The organism is Mesorhizobium sp. M0768 (assembly GCF_040320195.1).
Taxonomy (GTDB): domain Bacteria; phylum Pseudomonadota; class Alphaproteobacteria; order Rhizobiales; family Rhizobiaceae; genus Mesorhizobium.
This window is the reverse complement of record NZ_JAMYPD010000025.1, coordinates 33,932-51,675: the sequence shown is the minus strand read 5'-3', so window position 1 is coordinate 51,675 and position 17,744 is coordinate 33,932. Positions and strand designations below refer to the sequence as shown.

At 59.6% G+C, this 17,744-nt stretch carries 15 protein-coding genes, 1 pseudogene and 1 riboswitch; of the genes and pseudogenes, 7 read left to right on the top strand and 9 right to left on the bottom strand.

Annotation, left to right across the window (positions count from 1 at the left end; genetic code table 11):
* Positions 1–118: 118 nt before the first annotated feature.
* Together NKI08_RS25910 and NKI08_RS25905 are read right to left on the bottom strand one after the other, a co-directional pair.
* Positions 119–1,435 (bottom strand): M16 family metallopeptidase, encoded by a 1,317-nt coding sequence (locus NKI08_RS25910; protein WP_502899669.1) that lies wholly within the window; start codon positions 1,433–1,435, stop codon positions 119–121.
* 1,096 nt (positions 1,436–2,531) lie between these two features.
* Positions 2,532–2,750 carry a hypothetical protein gene (locus NKI08_RS25905; RefSeq protein ID WP_352773202.1) on the bottom strand — a complete coding sequence of 73 codons (219 nt, stop codon included), beginning with the start codon at positions 2,748–2,750 and terminating at the stop codon, positions 2,532–2,534.
* Between the two features lie 345 nt (positions 2,751–3,095).
* Between NKI08_RS25905 and NKI08_RS25900 the strand changes: the two genes are divergently transcribed.
* Positions 3,096–3,308, top strand: coding sequence for a cold-shock protein (locus tag NKI08_RS25900; RefSeq protein WP_023679670.1), 213 nt, complete (start codon positions 3,096–3,098; stop codon positions 3,306–3,308).
* A gap of 227 nt (positions 3,309–3,535) precedes the next feature.
* Here NKI08_RS25900 and NKI08_RS25895 read toward each other — a convergent pair whose 3' ends face one another.
* Positions 3,536–4,006, bottom strand: a complete 471-nt coding sequence (locus tag NKI08_RS25895) for a Ros/MucR family transcriptional regulator (protein ID WP_352594544.1) — start codon at positions 4,004–4,006, stop codon at positions 3,536–3,538.
* 612 nt (positions 4,007–4,618) lie between these two features.
* Between NKI08_RS25895 and NKI08_RS25890 the strand changes: the two genes are divergently transcribed.
* Both NKI08_RS25890 and NKI08_RS25885 read left to right on the top strand, forming a co-directional pair.
* On the top strand, positions 4,619–4,867 hold the full coding sequence (locus NKI08_RS25890; RefSeq protein ID WP_352773199.1) for a DUF982 domain-containing protein: 249 nt from the start codon (positions 4,619–4,621) through the stop codon (positions 4,865–4,867).
* An 813-nt stretch (positions 4,868–5,680) separates the two neighbouring features.
* Entirely contained in the window at positions 5,681–6,736 is a 1,056-nt protein-coding gene (locus NKI08_RS25885) for a cytochrome-c peroxidase (RefSeq protein WP_352773196.1), read from the top strand.
* Between the two features lie 277 nt (positions 6,737–7,013).
* Here NKI08_RS25885 and NKI08_RS25880 read toward each other — a convergent pair whose 3' ends face one another.
* From NKI08_RS25880 to pdxR, 4 genes and pseudogenes are all read right to left on the bottom strand, one after another.
* Positions 7,014–7,343, bottom strand: a complete 330-nt coding sequence (locus NKI08_RS25880; protein ID WP_023679674.1) for a helix-turn-helix domain-containing protein — start codon at positions 7,341–7,343, stop codon at positions 7,014–7,016.
* Positions 7,344–7,779: 436 nt separating this feature from the next.
* On the bottom strand, positions 7,780–8,487 hold the full coding sequence (locus NKI08_RS25875; protein ID WP_352773193.1) for a B3/B4 domain-containing protein: 708 nt from the start codon (positions 8,485–8,487) through the stop codon (positions 7,780–7,782).
* Between the two features lie 218 nt (positions 8,488–8,705).
* A pseudogene (locus NKI08_RS25870) lies at positions 8,706–8,783 on the bottom strand (MOSC domain-containing protein); the annotation flags it as partial.
* A 158-nt stretch (positions 8,784–8,941) separates the two neighbouring features.
* The gene (gene pdxR / locus NKI08_RS25865) at positions 8,942–10,438 is read right to left on the bottom strand and encodes a MocR-like pyridoxine biosynthesis transcription factor PdxR (protein WP_352773190.1); all 1,497 of its coding nucleotides are present in this window, start codon (positions 10,436–10,438) and stop codon (positions 8,942–8,944) included.
* Positions 10,439–10,520: 82 nt separating this feature from the next.
* Between pdxR and NKI08_RS25860 the strand changes: the two genes are divergently transcribed.
* The 3 genes from NKI08_RS25860 to NKI08_RS25850 are packed head-to-tail and all read left to right on the top strand — an operon-like array spanning position 10,521 to position 12,961.
* Positions 10,521–11,753, top strand: a complete 1,233-nt coding sequence (locus tag NKI08_RS25860) for a trans-sulfuration enzyme family protein (RefSeq protein WP_352773187.1) — start codon at positions 10,521–10,523, stop codon at positions 11,751–11,753.
* Positions 11,754–11,805: 52 nt separating this feature from the next.
* Positions 11,806–12,708, top strand: a complete 903-nt coding sequence (locus NKI08_RS25855; RefSeq protein WP_352773184.1) for a dihydrodipicolinate synthase family protein — start codon at positions 11,806–11,808, stop codon at positions 12,706–12,708.
* 34 nt (positions 12,709–12,742) lie between these two features.
* Positions 12,743–12,961 (top strand): FMN-binding negative transcriptional regulator, encoded by a 219-nt coding sequence (locus NKI08_RS25850; RefSeq protein ID WP_352773181.1) that lies wholly within the window; start codon positions 12,743–12,745, stop codon positions 12,959–12,961.
* A 107-nt stretch (positions 12,962–13,068) separates the two neighbouring features.
* Here NKI08_RS25850 and metE read toward each other — a convergent pair whose 3' ends face one another.
* Positions 13,069–15,405, bottom strand: a complete 2,337-nt coding sequence (gene metE / locus NKI08_RS25845; protein WP_352773178.1) for a 5-methyltetrahydropteroyltriglutamate--homocysteine S-methyltransferase — start codon at positions 15,403–15,405, stop codon at positions 13,069–13,071.
* A gap of 95 nt (positions 15,406–15,500) precedes the next feature.
* Positions 15,501–15,702: riboswitch (cobalamin riboswitch) on the bottom strand.
* A gap of 559 nt (positions 15,703–16,261) precedes the next feature.
* Between metE and NKI08_RS25840 the strand changes: the two genes are divergently transcribed.
* Positions 16,262–16,516: a hypothetical protein gene (locus NKI08_RS25840; protein ID WP_352773176.1), complete on the top strand. Its 255-nt coding sequence runs from the start codon at positions 16,262–16,264 to the stop codon at positions 16,514–16,516.
* Between the two features lie 304 nt (positions 16,517–16,820).
* On the opposite strand, the gene NKI08_RS25835 is transcribed toward NKI08_RS25840, so the two are convergent.
* A complete protein-coding gene (locus NKI08_RS25835) occupies positions 16,821–17,654 on the bottom strand; it encodes a helix-turn-helix transcriptional regulator (RefSeq protein ID WP_352773174.1) in 834 nt (277 codons plus the stop codon).
* Positions 17,655–17,744 lie beyond the last annotated feature (90 nt).

Here is a 17,744-nt window from a genome sequence, read left to right as displayed (position 1 = left end):
AGATCCCGTTTACCGGGCGAGCGCCCGCAAGATGAGAAAGAGGATGGAGAGGAACAGGGGGCGAAGGCGCGCCGAGGGAAGACCGGCCGGCGCATTTGCATGGGGATGGAGCTCATGATCAATTCCCCGCCTGTTGCTGCGGCAAAAGATAGCCTGTGGTCGAATGGTCGAGCACCAGGTAACGCGCGGCGACCGCCTTGACCTCGTCGGTGGTGACCTTGCGGACGCGGTCCGGCCTCTCGAGCACGTCCTTCACATTGCCACCGGTGGTGAGCGTCTTGCCATAAATGTTGGCGATGTGGTCCAGCTCGTCGTGCGCAAAAATCACCGAGCGGATATAGCGGTCTTTGGCCTTGTCCAGCTCGTCGCTGGTGACGCCATCCTTGGCGATCCGGGCGACTTCGGCAACGGCCGCCGCTTCGAGATCGAGGATCGTTGCATCGCCGCCCGGCGAGCCGGAGATGGTGAAATTGGTGTCGTCTAGCATGGTGCCCTGGAAGGAGGCGCCGGCCGCCGAGGCTATGCCTTGCTTGACGACAAGCTCCTGATATAGCCGGCTGCGGCTACCGCCGCCGAGGATCTCGGCCAGCAGGTCGAGCGCCTCGGCCTCGCCGGGCTCTGCCGTATGATAGGACGGCACCACCCATTGAGTGGAAAAGCTCGGCACCGAAACGCGCGCATCGGTCAGCGTCACTGTGCGCCTGGTGTTCTGCTCCGGCTCGACCGGACGGTTGCGCGGGGGCAGGTCCGGCCCGCGCACAACCTTGCCATAGGTCTTCTCGGCCAGCGCCTTTACCGTCTCAGGCTCTACGTCGCCCGCCACCACCAGCACGGCGTTGTTCGGTCGGTAGTATTTGTTGTAGATGGTGAATGCGTCGGTGCCGTTCAGCTTCTCCATCTCCTGCATCCAGCCGATGACCGGAATGCGGTAGGGCTGGTTCTGCCGCAACGTCGCGTTGACCTCCTCGTCCAGCAGAGCCTGCGGGTTCGTCTCTCTGTGCCAACGGCGCTCCTCCAGGATCACGTCGCGCTCGGTCTTGATATCATCGTCGTTGAGGATGAGGTTGAACATGCGATCGGCCTCGAAGCCCATCATCTCACCCAACGCCGAGGGCGCCACCGTCTCGAGGAAGGTGGTGTAGTCATAGGCGGTGAAGGCGTTATTGTAGCCGCCAATGGCTGAGACGGCTCGGTCGAACTCGCCGGCGGCGTGGTTGATCGTCGCCTTGAACATCAGATGCTTGAGGAAATGGGCAAGGCCTGATTTGCCGGGTGGCTCGTCGGCGCTGCCGATCTTGTACCACACCATATGAGTGACGATCGGCGCGCGGTGATCGGGGATGACGACCACTTCCATGCCGTTGTCGAGCAGGAAATCCGTCACCTTGCCGCCGGCGGTGGCGGCCAGAGCCGGAGCGGTCGTCACCAGGGCCAGCGCGGTGGCAATGAACGCCTTGCGCAGCCAGGGGGACGATCGATGGCTCCGGTTGTGGTGGCTGGTTGAAAGGCAAGGTTCGAGGCAAAGTGATTTGTTGCTAATTTTGATGAAGGCGCTGCGTCCCCGTCTCCCCGCGTGGGAGGATCGGCGGACAGCGCCGAGCCAGATGAATAAGCTCTTCATGGGGCCAGGGCTTACCCGAGCCTCATCTTTGGAGGGACCCAGGAGACCTGCGGCGGGATTTCTTGGTGAGGTGATCATGGGACGGATTCTCCTTGGTCCGCGACGCCTTGCGGATGACCAAGCATGCACCGTGCCAGATCAGAAAACCGTTCGAGGCAGTGGACAAATCGGGCTCTGCCATGTTGCGCATCCGACATTGTCTGACATCGGACAGGGCCGAACGCGACGCGCGCGCGGCTGAGAATATCTTCTTCGTTCGGAAGACGATTGGGCGCGCTGCCGGGGGAGGGGTATAGGATGCGCTTCGAATGGCCACTGCACTGACGGTGAGAATGGAGCTGTCGGTCGACGCAGCGGAACCCTGTTCTCGACAGCCGGTCGATGCTGCAGGGCAGAGGCGTGAGCAGCGTAGCCAACTCGAGCGCGGAGCCTGCTCGCGCGCGAAGACGGATCTGATCAAAAATCGGCGAGTTGGGCGATATCCGCGAGGCGCTGGAAAACGACGATCGTAGGACTCGGGCGGGAAAAAACGATGCGGTTGCGCGCTTCTGGCGTAATGCGCCTGCCGCGAGGCCGTTGAGCCTGATGAGTTGCTGCGGGAAAGAGGAGTGTTTGCGCGGGACCTTGGTCAAACGTGAGAAACAACCGTCGAGCTCGCCGTGGATGGGGGGCATGCAGGCAGGTTTGTCGCTGGAGGACAGCAGCACGGAAGCTGTCCGCGCTTGCCGTCGTCGCTGGGTACCACACAGGAGAATTTGGCGGCCGCGATCGAATTCATCTGCGTAAATACCGCCTGGCTGTGCTCGGTTTGGCGGCGAACAGATTTTGCCTTCTTTGCGGCTGCAAACGCATCCCTGGCGGCGTGGTCCCTAAGGTCAAGAGCATCGGGTGAGTAACAGCCTGATCCTGCTCAATGTGATGCGCGCCAACCGCCTCGCCGGATTGTGGAACCGCTCGCGGGTAGCGCTACCACAAACAGCAAGGTCATGAAATCAAGTAGGAAGTCGTCGATCGCTTGGGCGATTGTTTCTGACTTGCCCTTCAACTGGTCCAGCAAAACGCGCGCGTTATCGATCGCTTCCACGCTGGTGGCATCGATTAACCCCTCGACCCTCTTGAAACAATCCAATTCGAAACTCCTTCAAGCGCTTGCCAAGCCGTTATGCACGAAGGTAGCTCCGTGAACTACCTGGCCTTTGACCTGGCGGCACGAGCAGCGGTCGGCCTTACGTCCCGTGCCTCCAAGCACCGCCATAGACGTGGCGCTGAGGAGCGTTGCAAGGATCGGGCGCTTCCGGCCATGCTCGAGCGGTAGTGTAGGACAGTGCTTGCTGGCGACTAAGGCCATAATGGAGTGCGCCAGCTGATCGGAGCTTAACAATTTTTTCGCTTTTTGCTGCGCCCAAGTCTGGGCTATGAGTCGGGCAGGCCTAATGGCCTGCCCACGTTGCAATTGTTAAGGAGGAACACGTATATGCCGACTGGAACGGTAAAGTGGTTCAACAGCACCAAGGGGTTTGGATTTATCCAGCCCGACAATGGCGGTCCGGATGTTTTCGTCCACATTTCCGCTGTCGAACGCGCGGGCCTCTCGACCCTCGCTGACGGCCAGAAGATCAACTATGAGATCGAGCAGGATCGCCGCACTGGCAAATCCTCCGCTGGCAGCCTCAGCAAAGCTGGTTGAAATTTTCTCCTGCGTCCTGGCAAGAGTGGGCGCGTAGGTCCGGAGGTCCTCACGGCCGCTCGATAGGAGCGAGCAAAAACTGAGGGCAGCAGATTGCTGCAGGCGTCGCGAATGCCTCATGAAACAAAGTTTTTTGAAAGGAAGGCGGGGTTGGCCCCGCCTTTTTATATGACGCGCAGATTAAGCCGATGGCTGCAACGCTCCAGAACGAATCTCGATTGCCGAAATCAAGCCGCGACCTTCTTGCGGGTTCGCTTCGTCGGCGCCGGCTCCGGCGCTTCCGGCGCTTTCGGTTTGCGGCCGAGCCCCATCGTCTTGGCCAATGACGAGCGCGCCGCGGCGTAGTTCGGCGCGACCATGGGATAATCCGCCGGCAGGCCCCATTTGGCCCGATATCCATCTGGCGTCAGCCCATAGTGGGTCGACAGATGGCGCTTTAGCGATTTGAATTTCTTCCCGTCCTCAAGGGAGATGATGTAGTCCGGTGTCACCGACTTCCTGATCGGGACTGCAGGCGTAAGGGCAACCGGCTCTTCTGCAGAGACACCTCCGGCCGTCCCTTTCAGAGCCGCGTGCACTTGGCCGATGAGGGCAGGGAGATCCCCCACCGGGATCGGATTGTTGGAGACATAGGCTGAGACGACATCGGCCGTGAGCTCGATGAGGGTGTCGATGTTTTTTTCGGCTTCTTCTGTCATGAAACTCTCCAGGCGGCGTGAAACACAGTCGGCGAAGCGTCGCTTCATAGTGGCGGTCGCCGCTGAAAGCAACCAAGGTCTCGACAGGGTTATTGCGATGCTCGTCCAGCAGCGAGATCTATAGCGCGGTATCGCGCCGTCATGACCGTTGATGCGTTCCGTTGTTGGCGACCTGCCGCGGTGCTTGCGCATTTTCAGGCGCGTCTCGGCCGTAAGCTTTGCGCCAGACGACCAGTAATCTCGAAACGAAGCGGGCTGTTTCTGTTCGCCATCCTCTCTTTGGCTGTGAAATCGGTGGCAGAGCAGTGGCCGCTTCCTGGTGGCGCGTGGAGGAACTATCAAGCGTTGATTCGCAACGGTCGAAACGATGTAGATTCATCCGGTGAGCCGCTCTCGCAGCAGGATGTTAGCGATTGGCCCGCTGGTAAACCGAGGACATCACGCCGCTGCTTTGCTATTGAACCGCTATCGCTGTGACAACACATTCCGCAATGGTGGGCGGGTGTAGAGGAGGCGCCTGTTCACGCAAACTAGCGGTTCAGCAGGTCGGGAGGAACGAATGAGCTCAGGAACTTTCAGCAGCCCACTTTCGTAAGGCGTGCAGCGCACATCGTGCAAGAGATTGCCCGTCCTGCGGATGCTATCGATTTTCTCAACGAATGGCCAGAAGATCGCAGAGACCGGATCTACGAAGCCGCCCTCAGGGCGTGCTTTGATGCATACAACGGACGAATACCTGCGAGCGCAGCGCGCAAGACTTTTTTCCGCTTTGCGAAACAGGTCGCCATATTGGAAGATGCAACCTCCGCGATGCAATGGCTCGCTGCCTGCATGTCGGGCAGTGGAAAAGCGCAAATATAGGCGTTGCAGTCGTATGTGAGGCTGGAGCGGGTACGCCGACGAGGTTATTGTATCGAGATTTCGCCGGAGTCTGGAGCGTATTACAGCGAACAAACAATATTTTGCGCGCTATGGCGATGTTAATCATCTTGTTGTATTTGTAAATCAGCTTCTCGCGACAGGACTGCAACGCTTCCGATGTGAAAATCACTGCGTGGGACTTGGTTCTCTAAAATTCATGATGGTAAATTGCCGTGTAATTATTGCAAAGCAGTTGTCCTATTGAAGCAAGATGATAAACGAAGCCAAAATTGTGCTCCGTCGTCTGCCAATATTCGCTCGATGGAGGCTATAGGCCTCACAAGTCAATTAAAACAGCTACTCGGGCGCCCTTTGAAATTCGTTTAATTTCGCTCAGCCCAACGGCCCTCACAGTCGAAAATAAGATTCTCCCGCAAAGGGTGCTACAAGACGCGATCGCGGATCGATTTCGGCCAACGTCGATCTGGCGAAGGCACGCCGGAAATCGAGCAGGACCTGCTGCGGAACAGATAACCGGCCCCAAACCGAATCGGACACGGTGGCCCCGATTTCTTCATAGTTGAAGGCGCAGAGAACCGGAGCACGGCTCCGGCGCCGAAGGTTGCCGAGCAGGGATCCTCCTCCTCCTCCCTGAAGTCCAATCGAGAAGAGCGATCACTTCCAAGAGGGTCCCAGCTCTGCCGCGAAAACAGGTGTCAGACCCCCGGTCCTCTCCCGCAACTGATCTAGCGCAGGGCGTTCATGAGCCGCATATCCCAGAGTGGCTGCGTGCACGACGCAGCGAGATCATTTATGAAAATCCTATTCAGTACGATGGCTGTCCCCTTGCTGACAGCCATCGCTTTTGCTGCGGATTCGATCCCCGCAGACCTCAGAGAAACGGCACTGGCCACTTTCAAGGCTTTGCCACCCACCACGCCGGTAGTCGCTAACAACCCGATCACACCGGAGAAGATCGCCCTCGGCAAGGCACTGTTCTTCGATCCACGCGTCTCGGCGTCAGGCGTCTTGTCGTGCAACTCGTGCCACAACTTGGCCACCGGCGGCGACGACAATCATGAAACCTCGATCGGCCATGGTTGGCAGAAGGGACCGCGCAACGCGCCGACTGTACTAAACGCTGTCTTCAACATCGCCCAGTTCTGGGACGGTCGTGCCGAAGACCTGAAGGCTCAGGCGAAGGGACCGGTCCAAGCCGGCGTCGAAATGGCCAATACACCGGGTCAAGTCATCGCCACGCTCAAGTCGATGCCGCAATATCTCGAGTGGTTCGATGCAGCTTTTCCGGCTGAAGCCGATCGGGTCACCTTCGACAACCTCGCCAAGGCAATCGAAGCCTTCGAGGCGACACTGGTCACGCCGGCCCCCTTCGACAGTTTCCTGAATGGCGATGACGCCGCCATGACTTCCGAACAGAAACAGGGTCTGGCGCTTTTCATGGACAAAGGCTGCTCGTCCTGCCATGGCGGTATCAACGTTGGTGGGCAAGCCTATTACCCATTCGGCCTCGTGGAACAGCCCAGCGCCGAGGTCCTGCCGGAAAAAGACAAGGGCCGATTTGCGGTCACCAATGCAGCCGACGATTCCTATGTTTTCCGCGTCGCGCCGCTGCGCAACGTTGCACTCACCGCGCCATACTTTCATTCGGGCAAGGTTTGGGATCTGAAACAGGCCGTTGCCATCATGGGAACCACCCAGCTTGGCGTGGTACTGGCGGACGAAGAAGTCGACCTGCTTGTTGCCTTCCTCAACTCGCTGACCGGAAAGGCACCCGAGGTCGCCTATCCCATCTTGCCCGCCGAAACGGCGACAACGCCCCGGCCTGTAACGCAGATCTTAGGAAAATAAACGGCCAGCTGACTGCGGAACATCGCAATTGACAATGATTGCGACTTTTACTGGACGAGACGAGTCGCGACGTCCATGAGAACGCAAATGGCTCGTTTCCAAAGTGCAGACACTGCTTCCGTCACCAGCTCGTTGCGATGGAATCATGTTTGGGATCTGGCGTGCGACATGCCAAGGAAGGCGTCTGACGCATGAGGCTCGCGCGCTGGCGATACCGCGCGGCGGCCGGCCATTGCGCTGGCGGCCGAATTGCCGCGCGCCGAAGTGATCGGCCCCCTTAGGGCGAAGGGGCAGCCACTCCGTCCTCCATGTCCAGCGATTCTTCGACTGCTTCCGGATTCCGGGCGATGGTCCAAAGGAGAGTATTCGCCGCTGCATCCGGTTTCGAGCGACCTTGCTCCCAGTTTCGAAGCGTTGCCAGATCGAGGCCATACCTCACGGAGAATGCCTCCTGAGAGAGCTTCGTGCGATCCCGGACTTCGCGAACACTTATCGGCCGCGGCGCATGAACCTTCGCGATCACGCCTGCGGACGACAGTTCATTCTTCAGTGCCAATAGATCGTCGACGCAAGGAACCGTCACGAACGCCTTGCCGTGATCGACCATCTCCGTGAGTATCGCGTGGGCCGTCCTGAGCGGCAGCTGTCTCTTAACGAGAATCCGGGCGGCTTCAGGAGTATTCGCGCCGTGAAGAAAACTGAGGCTCAGTCGGACGGGAGAGCCTGACGACACCGGGACGACGTCCCGGGTTCGCACCCGTTCCGTACCGCTCCATGAATTTCGATTTAGTCGACATTAAGCTTCTCCGCGATCACTCGACCGAGCTTGCGCAATTGGACCATTCCCACTGAAGGCATCGCGATAAAAGTACGCCAAACAACGCTAAGGGAGAACAAACGGTGATCTGATTTCGTTCGACGCTCGTTTTCGAGAGCCGTTCTGGGTCGTTCGCAATCAACTGTGTAGGCCAGCGGAGCGAGCAAGGAGCGCCAGATCCGGACAGGGCTGAGTGGGGTGTTTCTCCGAAAGGTGGGGCCATGCCCTAAGGAACACGAGATGTAGTGGACACGTCGATTCGCGCGGTTTCGATTCGCGCACCCGGGCACAACGCTTGGATAAGTCCCATCAGATGCTCTCCGGTGGCCGTCATCTGTTTAGCTGACATTGGGCCGAGGGCTTCCAGCACGAGCCACATGGCGCGGGTATCGACCGTGACCATGGTGCGCCGCCCCTGCCGCCAGTTCCAGCGGCGGCACGTGACACCGGCATCATCGCACCAGATGACTTCGCCCGGTTCGGGATGCTCGGTTACCATTTCACCTTGCTCGATCGTGTCGAATGGCTCCGCTCCCTTCGCAACTAGAAGTCTCGGGACCCCCTGGTAAAGATCGAGATCCTCCCCGCCAATCGGAACGCCGTACAACACGCTGACGGCATTGTAGGCATCAACCAGTGGGGAAATCCGCGGGAGAGAGCCATCTTTCCGCACCCGCTTGAGAAGCGCGGCGGCCGAGCACGGCGTTCGATTGGCCTTTGTGCCGAAAGCCTCGTAGGCAACGGCCCACGCCGCAAGACGCGCGTCCCTTTGGGCGTCATCGCGAAGCGCCGCCTGTTCCGCCGCCGCAATCGTGTCGTTCAACGCCTGTGCATCCGGCACGTCGATTTCAGCGTTCCGCACCACAATGCTGATCAGATGAAAATCCGGGTAGCGGGCCTTGATCTCGGGGGCAATCAATGGCGTGAAAGACATGGGATGCTCTTTTCTCATGGGGAGGCTTTGCGCTGCGGGTCGTTCGGGAAATGTTTCAAGAAAGGTGCTTGTCGAGCGTCCAGATCTTCTGGCGTCGCCATGGTGCATGCCGCACCATGCGCTGGATAATTCCATCATTCGGCGGTGGACAAGGCCTGATAGAGATCGTCGATTATGTCTTGCGGGTGCTCGAGCCCACCTCGGCCGGCAACAAGCTACGCCTCCTCCAGATCCTCCATTTCATATGAGGCAGCGGGCGCGATATGGATGTGAAGCAGCTTTCCTTGCCGGGTCATGCATCGCTTTCGGAAATTCGTCTCGCACGAAAATCTGCCGCCAAACTGGCCTGATCAACAGCATGGTATGGCGTTTTCCCAGTCCAGTTGGCTTTGCAACGAAACGCGGTTCAGCCCAAGGGTCGGTTTCCTCGCCAGCACGCCGCGTCCCCGCCGTTTTAGCCACCGTGTCCCGGCAACCCGTCTTGTACCTGCCTGACAACCGCTCGCAGGACCTCAACGCCCTTCTCGATCTGCCGAATGCTCAAGGCGGCATAGCCCATGACAAGCCCCATGCGATCGATGTGGCCTTCGTCCGACTGCCGCTCGTAAAGGGGCGAGATCAGGTGTAGCCCCAGGCCCGCGCCTCGGGCGGCTTCGACCAGGCTCGTTTCCCGCGATCGCGGCAGTTCGTCGAACCAAACGACGACGTGCAGACCGGCCTCTGCTCCCTGGACAGCGATGCGATCTCCGAAGCTGCGCCGCAAGGCGCCCAACAACGTCCCCCGACGCTCGCCGTTCAGCCTGCGCACGCGCCGCACATGGCTTTCGTAGCCGCCACTCTCGATCAAAGAGGCCAGAGCCTCCTGTTCAGCCACCGGCGAATGCCGGTCCGCGAATTGTTTGGCGGTTGCGAAGACCTCCTGCAATTCCGGCGGGACGACGAGGTAGCCGATACGCAGCATCGGCGAGAGCGTTTTGGAGATCGTGCCGAGGTAGATGACAGCCCCGTGGTCCTCGAGACTGTGCAGCGGAGGGACCGGATTGATGTCGTAGCGATATTCGCTGTCGTAGTCGTCCTCGATCACATAGGCGTTGTTGTGCCGCGCCCATTCCAGAAGCTGATGGCGGCGCGCGATCGGCATGACGCCGCCCAGCGGAAACTGATGCGATGGCGTGACATAGGCCAGTCGTGCCCCGATCCCCGCCAGCAACTCCGTCTTCATCCCGTCCTCGTCGACGGTGACCGGGACGGGCGAGGCACCCGTACTGGCAAAGACCTGACGCGCCATCCTATAGCACGGGTCCTCGATGACGAAGCGGTCGGCGGGATCGAGAAGCAGGCGAGCGCACAGATCTAGGCCCTGCTGCGAACCGTTGATGATGATGATCTGCTCGAGGTCGCAGCTCAGCGTTCGGGCGCGCCAGAGATAGCCCTGGAGCGCCTGGCGCAGCCGGCGCGAGCCGCGAGGGTCGTCATAGGCAAGACGCAACGGGCGCTGCCCCATCGCCTCGTTCATCGCACGTTTCCAGACCAATGCGGGGAAGTCTGACGTCGCCAGGTCGCCATAGCGGAAATCGACCTTCAGCCCAGTCGGCAGATAATCCGGCCAGGGCGGCGTAACGCGCAGTCGTTCGCCATAGGCGGACAGATGAACCGGGCCGACTCGTTTCGCGACAGTGCGGCTCGTCTCAGGACCGATCAGCGAGGATGCAACGCGAGGTCGTGCGCCTTTACGGACTTCGATAAAACCTTCCGCGGTCAGTTGGTCATAGGCGACCGTCACCGTCGTTCGCGAAACTCCAAGGTCATCTGCCAGGCCGCGGGAGGACGGCAGCTGACTACCGGTTTCATAGACGCCGCCGAGGATTTGCTCGCGAAGAGCCTCGTAGATCTGGCGTGCACCCATCGCGTGCGAGCGACCTGCAGAACCGCCACTTGAAGACTGGACCATTTCATTCATTGCTAACTGGATATTTCACATTGGCCAGTTTGCCGTCAATCTTTCGGAAACCCAAGAAAGATCTAGAGGCCGAATGACCCGTTCCTATCAATCCGAAACCGATGCTCTCACGCGGTCGCTCAACGACACCGGTCCCGGATTCGCCACTCGGGCGATCCATCATGGCTACGATCCCGCCGGCTTTTCCAATGCCGTTCAGCCGCCAGTCTTCTTGACCTCGACCTATGGATTCGAAAGCGTGGCAGCGAACGAGGCCGCCGCCGCGCTTGGCGGAAGGCTCTATGCGCGCGAATACAATCCGACGACGGAGATCCTCGAGCAACGGCTCGCCAATCTGGAAGGAGCCGAGGCAGGTCTGGTCGTTGCCTCGGGGATGGCGGCTTTCGGGACGCTGATCCTGTCGCTCCTGTCCCAAGGCGATGAACTCATCGTCCACAGGACGCTTTATGCGAACACGCTTGCCATGGTCGAACAGGCGGTCCCCCGCTTCGGCATCAAGGTCGTCGCGGTCGACCTGTCCGATCCTCACAATCTCGATGCCGCGATCACCGAGCGGACCCGGCTTGTTTTCTTCGAGGCGCCGGTGAATCCGCTGAGCCGCATCCTCGACATCGCTGCCATTGCCGAGCGCGCCCACGCGCGCGGTGTAAAGGTTGCAGTCGACAGCACCTTCGCCTCCCCCGCGCTCCAGCGGCCGCTCGAACATGGGGCAGACCTCGTGCTCCACTCGCTGACCAAATACATCAATGGGCACGGCGATGCCCTTGGCGGGGCGATTCTCGGCGACGCGCAAACGCTCCGCACGCTGCACGAAACGGGCCTGCGCTACATCACCGGCGCAGCGCTCTCGCCCATGTCAGCCTTCCTGATCCTGCGCGGTCTGAAGACGCTCACGCTGCGCATGGAACGGCACAGCGCCACGGCCCTTGCGGTGGCTCAGGCGCTCGAGGCGCACCCGGCGGTGGCATGGGTGAGTTATCCCTTCCTCGACTCGCACCCTGATCAGGTGACGGCGCGAAAGCAGATGTCCCAAGGGTCGGGCATGTTGGCCTTTGGCCTCCACGCTGGGTTCGAGGGCGCGCGCCGGATGATGGACCGGCTCAACCTGATCACCCGGGCTGTCAGCCTCGGCGATGCCGACAGCCTCATCTATCATCCGGCAAGCCTGACCCGTGCTCGTCAGCCGATCCGCAAGGATGCGCATCTGGCCGATGGAGTCGGCGAGGACCTCATGCGTCTCTCGGTGGGTCTTGAAGACGTCGATGACCTAATCGCCGACCTGCGGCGGGCTCTGGACGCCTTGTGATGACCTGTCGTCCGGCCAGTCCTGCGCTCACGCACAAACCTGGAGCCTTGCCATGGCATTCCTGAGCGGTCTTTCCGCGTTTCCCATCACGCCCGCCGATCGTGACGGCCGCGTCGATACCGTTGCTCTGCGCAAGCTGATTGCCAGGCTTTGCGCCGCTCAGGTCGATTCCATCGGTCTTCTCGGCAGCACCGGCACATACATGTATCTGACGCGCGAGGAACGGCGACGGGCGCTCGCCGAGACCTTGGACGAAACCGGGGGACAAATGCCGGTCGTAGTGGGTGTGGGCGCGCTGCGCACCGACGAAGCAGTGAGGCTCGCGCAGGACGCTAAGGCCCTTGGGGCTGCCGCGGGGTTGCTTGCGGCCGCCTCCTACACCCCGCTCACTGATGACGAGGTGTTCGAACATTTCTCGACGGTGGCGTGCGAGAGCGGCCTGCCGATCGTCGTCTACGACAATCCAGGAACGACGCATTTCCATTTCACCCCACCACTCGTCAGCCGCCTGGCAAAGGTGGGTGGGATTGTCGCTATCAAGAATCCGACAGACAAGGGCGATGCGATCAAGAGCCATCTGGCCGACCAGAGGCGCACTGTGCCGGAAGGGTTCTCGATCGGCTACAGCGGCGACTGGAACGCCGCAGAGGCCATGATCGCCGGCGCCGACACATGGTACAGCGTCCTCGCCGGCATCCTGCCCGAGGTCTGCGTGAAGATCGTCACGGCGGCGCAACAGGGCGATGCGGCCGAAGCGCGACGGATCGATGCCACGCTTGCGCCGCTCTGGAGCCTCTTCAAGGAGTTCTCGAGCCTTCGCGTCGTCTATGTACTTGCCGAATTGCTCGACATTTGCCGTGCCGACCCCCCGCGTCCCATCCTGCCTCTGCCCTCAGCAGCGAAGCGCCAGATCGCCGCCGCGTTGGAACGCTTGCCATCGGATGTCAACCGGTGAATAGCGAACCCGGGGGCCAGTGAAAGAAACTGTCATGTATTTACCCGCGCATTTCAATGAACCGAGCCGAGAAGTCCTCTACGAACTGATCGAGAACAGCGCACTTGGCATGCTGATAACCCATGGCCGGAGCGGTCTCGACGCCAATCACATCCCCTTCGAACTCGACACGTCACAGGGAGAAAACGGTACCCTTTACTCCTGCGCGATTAATACACGTGCCGAAGGAAAGTGCACATTCTCGCTCGAGTGACTTATTTCAAAGGATGTGATCGCGTTTTGGCACATTCACGGCCGACATGCGGCAGCCGGTCACTCACCACATGGTGAGCAACCAGGAAACCCTCCGGCCTACACTTTCTACCGGAGCGCACGTGCTGCATCGACCATGTTCATGAGGGCAGGGCGGACCTCCTCCCATTTGCGTGTTTTGAGGCCACAGTCCGGGTTTACCCACAGTTGGGAATCCGACAGTCGCTCGCGGGCAAGCATGACGAGATCCGAAATCTCGCCGACTTCCGGGACGCGTGGTGAGTGAATGTCGTAGACTCCGGGACCGATTTCGTTCGGATATTTGGAGCTCGTGAAGGCGTCCAGCAGTTCCATCTTCGAGCGCGACGTCTCAATCGAAATGACATCCGCATCCATTTCAGCGATCGCGTCGATGATCTCGTTGAACTCCGAGTAGCACATGTGGGTATGGATTTGAGTCGCGTCCTTTACACCCGTTGAAGCGATCCGGAAGCATTCGACAGCCCAGTCGAGATAGTCTTTCCAGTCAGACTGGCGCAGTGGCAATCCTTCGCGAAACGCGGCCTCATCGATCTGGATCACCCTTGCGCCGGACCATTCGAGATCCGTCACCTCGTCGCGGATGGCGAGCGCGATCTGGCGGCATGCTTCGGAGCGGGGTACGTCGTCGCGAACAAAAGACCAGTTGAGAATGGTCACCGGGCCTGTGAGCATTCCCTTCACAGGGTTTTCCGTAAGCGACTGGGCGAATTGCCACCAGCGCAGCGTCATCGGCTTGGGCCTCGATACGTCGCCGAAGATGATGGGGGGGCGCACGTAACGCGACCCATAGCTCTGCACCCAGGCATGCTGGGTGAAGGCGAAGCCGGACAGCTGCTCGCCGAAATGCTGTACCATGTCGTTTCGTTCGAACTCACCGTGCACCAGCACGTCCAGCCCGATCTCTTCCTGCCAGCGAATTGCAGCCTCGATCTCCTTCTTCAGGAAGGTCTCGTAGTCGATATAGCTCAGCTGGCCCTTCGCATGAGCGGCCCGCGCCCTGCGTACCTGCGGCGTCTGCGGGAAGGACCCGATGGTCGTCGTCGGGAACGGCGGCAGCCCGAGCGTGCCGGCTTGGACTCTGGAGCGCTCGGCAAAAGCGCTCTCTCGTCGCTTCATGCTGTCGTCAATGCTGGCGATCCGCCCCTCAACCAGCGGGTCATGGATCTTCGTGGATGTTACGCGAGTGGCGGCAGCCTCGGCAGACGCTTTCAACGCGCCTGCCACCGCATCCCTGCCTTGGGACAGGGCCCGGGCAAGCAACACCAACTCGTCGGTCTTCTGGGCCGCGAAGGCGAGCCACGACCTGATGTCCGCGTCGAGTTCCGTCTCCATGCGGAGGTCGATCGGCACATGCAGCATCGAGCAAGAAGGCGCGATCTCGACGCGGTCCAAGGGCCAGCCGGCGACGATCGGTTTGATGCGGTCGAGAATGGCGGGCAGGTTCGCACGCCAGACGTTGCGGCCATCGATCAAGCCAAGCGAGAGCACCAGATCCTTCGGTGCGAGCCGACCCACCGTTTCCAGCTGCTCGGGAGCGCGCACGAGATCAATATGCAGCCCGGCCAGGGGCAGAGAAACCGCGGTTTCGAGATTGTCTCCCAGCGGCCCGAAATAGGTAGCCAGCATGATCTTCAGCTCGGGCGCGGCTTTCGACAGCTGGCCATAGGCGAATTCGAACGCAGCTCGTTCGTTCGGGTTCAGATCGAGGACAAGCGCTGGCTCATCGATCTGCACCCAGTCGGCTCCAGACAGCTTCAGCCTCTGCAGGAGTTGCTCGTAGACGGGCAGCAGCCGCGGCAGGAGCGCGATGGGATCGAATCCTTCGGCAGGCGATTTCGCCAGCTTGAGGAAGGTGATCGGTCCAAGGATGACTGGGCGTGTGTGAACGCCGAGAGCTTTAGCCTCGATGAAGTAATCGACCGGTTTCGTCGACGAGAGGGCGAACGTCTGATCATCGTTGAGTTCCGGCACAATGTAGTGATAGTTGGTGTCAAACCACTTGGTCATTTCCATCGCGGTTACATCAGACCGATGAGCCGCCTGCTGGTGACCAGCGTGTCGACAATCCTCCGTCTGACCCTGGTTGCCGCGCGCCATTGCGAAGTAGATGTCAAGTGGGACCTCGCCGCTATTCCAGCCGTAACGGGATGGAACGGCGCCGACCATGGCTGCGGTGTCGAGCACATGGTCGTATAGCGAGAAGTCGTTCGACGGGATTTTCGACACGCCGCGATCGTGCTGCTCCTCCCAGCTAGCGGCACGGAGCGCCTTCGCCGTCGTGAGAAGGTCGGCGGCGGAAGATTTTCCGGACCAGTAACTTTCAAGCGCGAATTTCAGTTCTCGCCGACGACCGAAGCGCGGCACGCCGAGCGTTGCTACAGGAATTTGATGAGAGACAGTCATGCCATACCCCGATGGTTGGGGCGTCGGTGACAAGGAAGGCGCTAGCAGGCCGGCACGAACGCCAGGCTGCGGCGGCCACCGAGACACCCCGCCTGTGGACGTAATTCGCCGTGGCAGGTCTCCTGGCTCGCGGGGTCATAGCCAGCTACCCGTCTTCCCAAGGCTATTCGCCTCAGTGACATGAGTGGGGTTGGCTCGCCGCTAACAGTTGCGGGGGCAGCGCCGGCATCGCACCGGCTTCCCTCTTAGCTCCGCTGCGGCAGCGCCGTACGGAGAACCACGACACGGGAGACAATCACAGCAGTTCGCTTCTTTGTCAATACCGCATAAAGAAATGTTTATGTCGTTATGTTAAATTCCCGTTGGCGTGTTTCCCAAAGGTCGCCTCGAAAGCGAAAACTGTGGAAGCCTTGAGCGGCCGGTAAATCAAAGCAATGACGCACGGCGCCCTTGTCCAGGAGGATAGGAGTTCGTCGGCTTTCGGCCGCAAACATACCGGCAAGCGCCTTGGTGCTGCTTCCCGCATCATGCGAACGCCACCTCGGCGTCGAACTTCGGCTCCGAGGTTCCGACCGCTTCGTTGGTGATCTGCTCGCGACCATATTCGGCTCAATGGCGAGGCTGTTGCCCATGTGGAAGCTGTTGGCCGTGATGCCCTCGGTGATATGACACAACGATTTCGGGGAGAGCACACCGAGGCCAGGCGCAGCGGCGTGTTGCGAAGTGATCGAGGCCAATGTCTAAAACTGCTTGTTCGCAGCCCACCGGCTCAAGGTAACCCGGCTCAAACCACCGGGCCAGCTCAAGTCCTGTCCAAATGAGGCCTGAGCGGCAAATCGTCGTGCACGCGCACGGTTTGGCGTTCGATCTTGTGATGCGTCTTGGGCGGACAATCGCCACGGTGCAGCGCGCAGAAGCGGTCCTCAATTGGGAAGCCGAGGGCGGTGAGGGCAAGCCAGCGCCACAGGCGGAAGGGGACTTGGACCTGTTTGCCCTGCTGGACGACAAGTTCGCGACACAGGGCCTCAAGGAGAAGACCAAGAGTGATTATGCGCGGGACCTCGCCAAATTCATCAAAAGCAGCGGGCAGTCAAAGTTCGGCGCCGATTGACATGGAGATAGCCATCGCGGCGGACCGCAAGCCGGAATACAACCGGGTGCAGGCGGCCAAGCTCGTCCACAAGATGGCGTCGGGCACACACCGGCGATGGGAGAGCGGACCGTGGAGTGCAGGAACTTTACGCCTATCCACGCTCCCGTGGACGTGTCCTGCGGCACATCGGCAGCGATATTGAGGAGGCAGTTGAGCTTCTGGTCGAGCACTCTTACTTGCCACTATCTACGCTTAACGTCATCTCGTACTGAAAACGCACCACGCAAGGTCGAGATGTAACATGCGCCCTTCGTGGATGGTTCTAAGCTTCCTCGGGCGCGGTCAATCTGTGATAACGGTCGCTTGGAACCTCCATCACCGCGACGCGATCAAGGTTGGCGTATCGCGCTCGGTAGTAACCTTCTTCCTCCACTTCGGCGAAACTACACTGGGGAACGTCAAAGGTCGCAGCTTCCAATCCGAAGAAAGTCGTAGCGGTTTCTTCATCCAAGAAGTTCCACTCATCTTCTCCGTCGTCATATGTGACGCGAACATAGGAGGCCATGCGCACGGCTTCCTGATCACCCATCTCTGCGATGATGGCATCGCATTCTTTCTTCAGCTTTCCTGAAACCTCACCTTTATCCCAGTCATCCAAAGCCCGATAGATTTCTGGATGATAATACTCTGGCATCTCCTCTACATCGTCACCGATAAGCTCAATGGAGCGGACATATTGCGGATTTAACAAGAGTATTTTGTTGTCAAGGCTCCAACAATACAGCCATGGCCTGCTTGTGTTATTTCTACGAAGATTATGAAGTTCCTTCAACTGACGTAAAATCGATTCACGCGCCTTTTCATCGATAGGATATTGGCGGCTGCCAACAGTCGTCTTGATTCTGAGCGTGCCGTATCGCGTTTCGGCATCGGCAATTGCAAACGGGCTCGTGCGCCACTCCTCGACATCAATCTTCCAGCCCAGCAGCTCCTCGACCGTGCATTTCAACGTGAGACAAAGGTCCTTGATCTGCTCGACGTTCAACTGCGTTTTGCCTGTTTCCCAACGGGCCACAGTCTGTTGCGTCGTTGCCATCTGCTCTGCCAAATCTTTTTGAGTCATGCCCAGTCGAACCCTAAGCTCTTTCATGTTCATAACTCACCTCGCGTGTTCAACACACGCATTGTGGATGAATTAATCTAATCGTCAAGCGTGTTCAAAAATCGCAGCATGTGTTTTTAGGGC

What these genes read in the sequence shown, in the direction of transcription:
- NKI08_RS25895 (WP_352594544.1), bottom strand. Translation starts at nt 4,006, where the DNA reads ATGACAGAAGAAGCCGAAAAAAACATCGACACCCTCATCGAGCTCACG.
- NKI08_RS25880 (WP_023679674.1), bottom strand. Translation starts at nt 7,343, where the DNA reads ATGGTCGATCACGGCAAGGCGTTCGTGACGGTTCCTTGCGTCGACGAT.
- pdxR (WP_352773190.1), bottom strand. Translation starts at nt 10,438, where the DNA reads ATGGTCCAGTCTTCAAGTGGCGGTTCTGCAGGTCGCTCGCACGCGATG.
- NKI08_RS25900 (WP_023679670.1), top strand. Translation starts at nt 3,096, where the DNA reads ATGCCGACTGGAACGGTAAAGTGGTTCAACAGCACCAAGGGGTTTGGA.
- NKI08_RS25885 (WP_352773196.1), top strand. Translation starts at nt 5,681, where the DNA reads ATGAAAATCCTATTCAGTACGATGGCTGTCCCCTTGCTGACAGCCATC.
- NKI08_RS25875 (WP_352773193.1), bottom strand. Translation starts at nt 8,487, where the DNA reads ATGTCTTTCACGCCATTGATTGCCCCCGAGATCAAGGCCCGCTACCCG.
- NKI08_RS25835 (WP_352773174.1), bottom strand. Translation starts at nt 17,654, where the DNA reads ATGAACATGAAAGAGCTTAGGGTTCGACTGGGCATGACTCAAAAAGAT.
- metE (WP_352773178.1), bottom strand. Translation starts at nt 15,405, where the DNA reads ATGACTGTCTCTCATCAAATTCCTGTAGCAACGCTCGGCGTGCCGCGC.
- NKI08_RS25855 (WP_352773184.1), top strand. Translation starts at nt 11,806, where the DNA reads ATGGCATTCCTGAGCGGTCTTTCCGCGTTTCCCATCACGCCCGCCGAT.
- NKI08_RS25850 (WP_352773181.1), top strand. Translation starts at nt 12,743, where the DNA reads ATGTATTTACCCGCGCATTTCAATGAACCGAGCCGAGAAGTCCTCTAC.
- NKI08_RS25860 (WP_352773187.1), top strand. Translation starts at nt 10,521, where the DNA reads ATGACCCGTTCCTATCAATCCGAAACCGATGCTCTCACGCGGTCGCTC.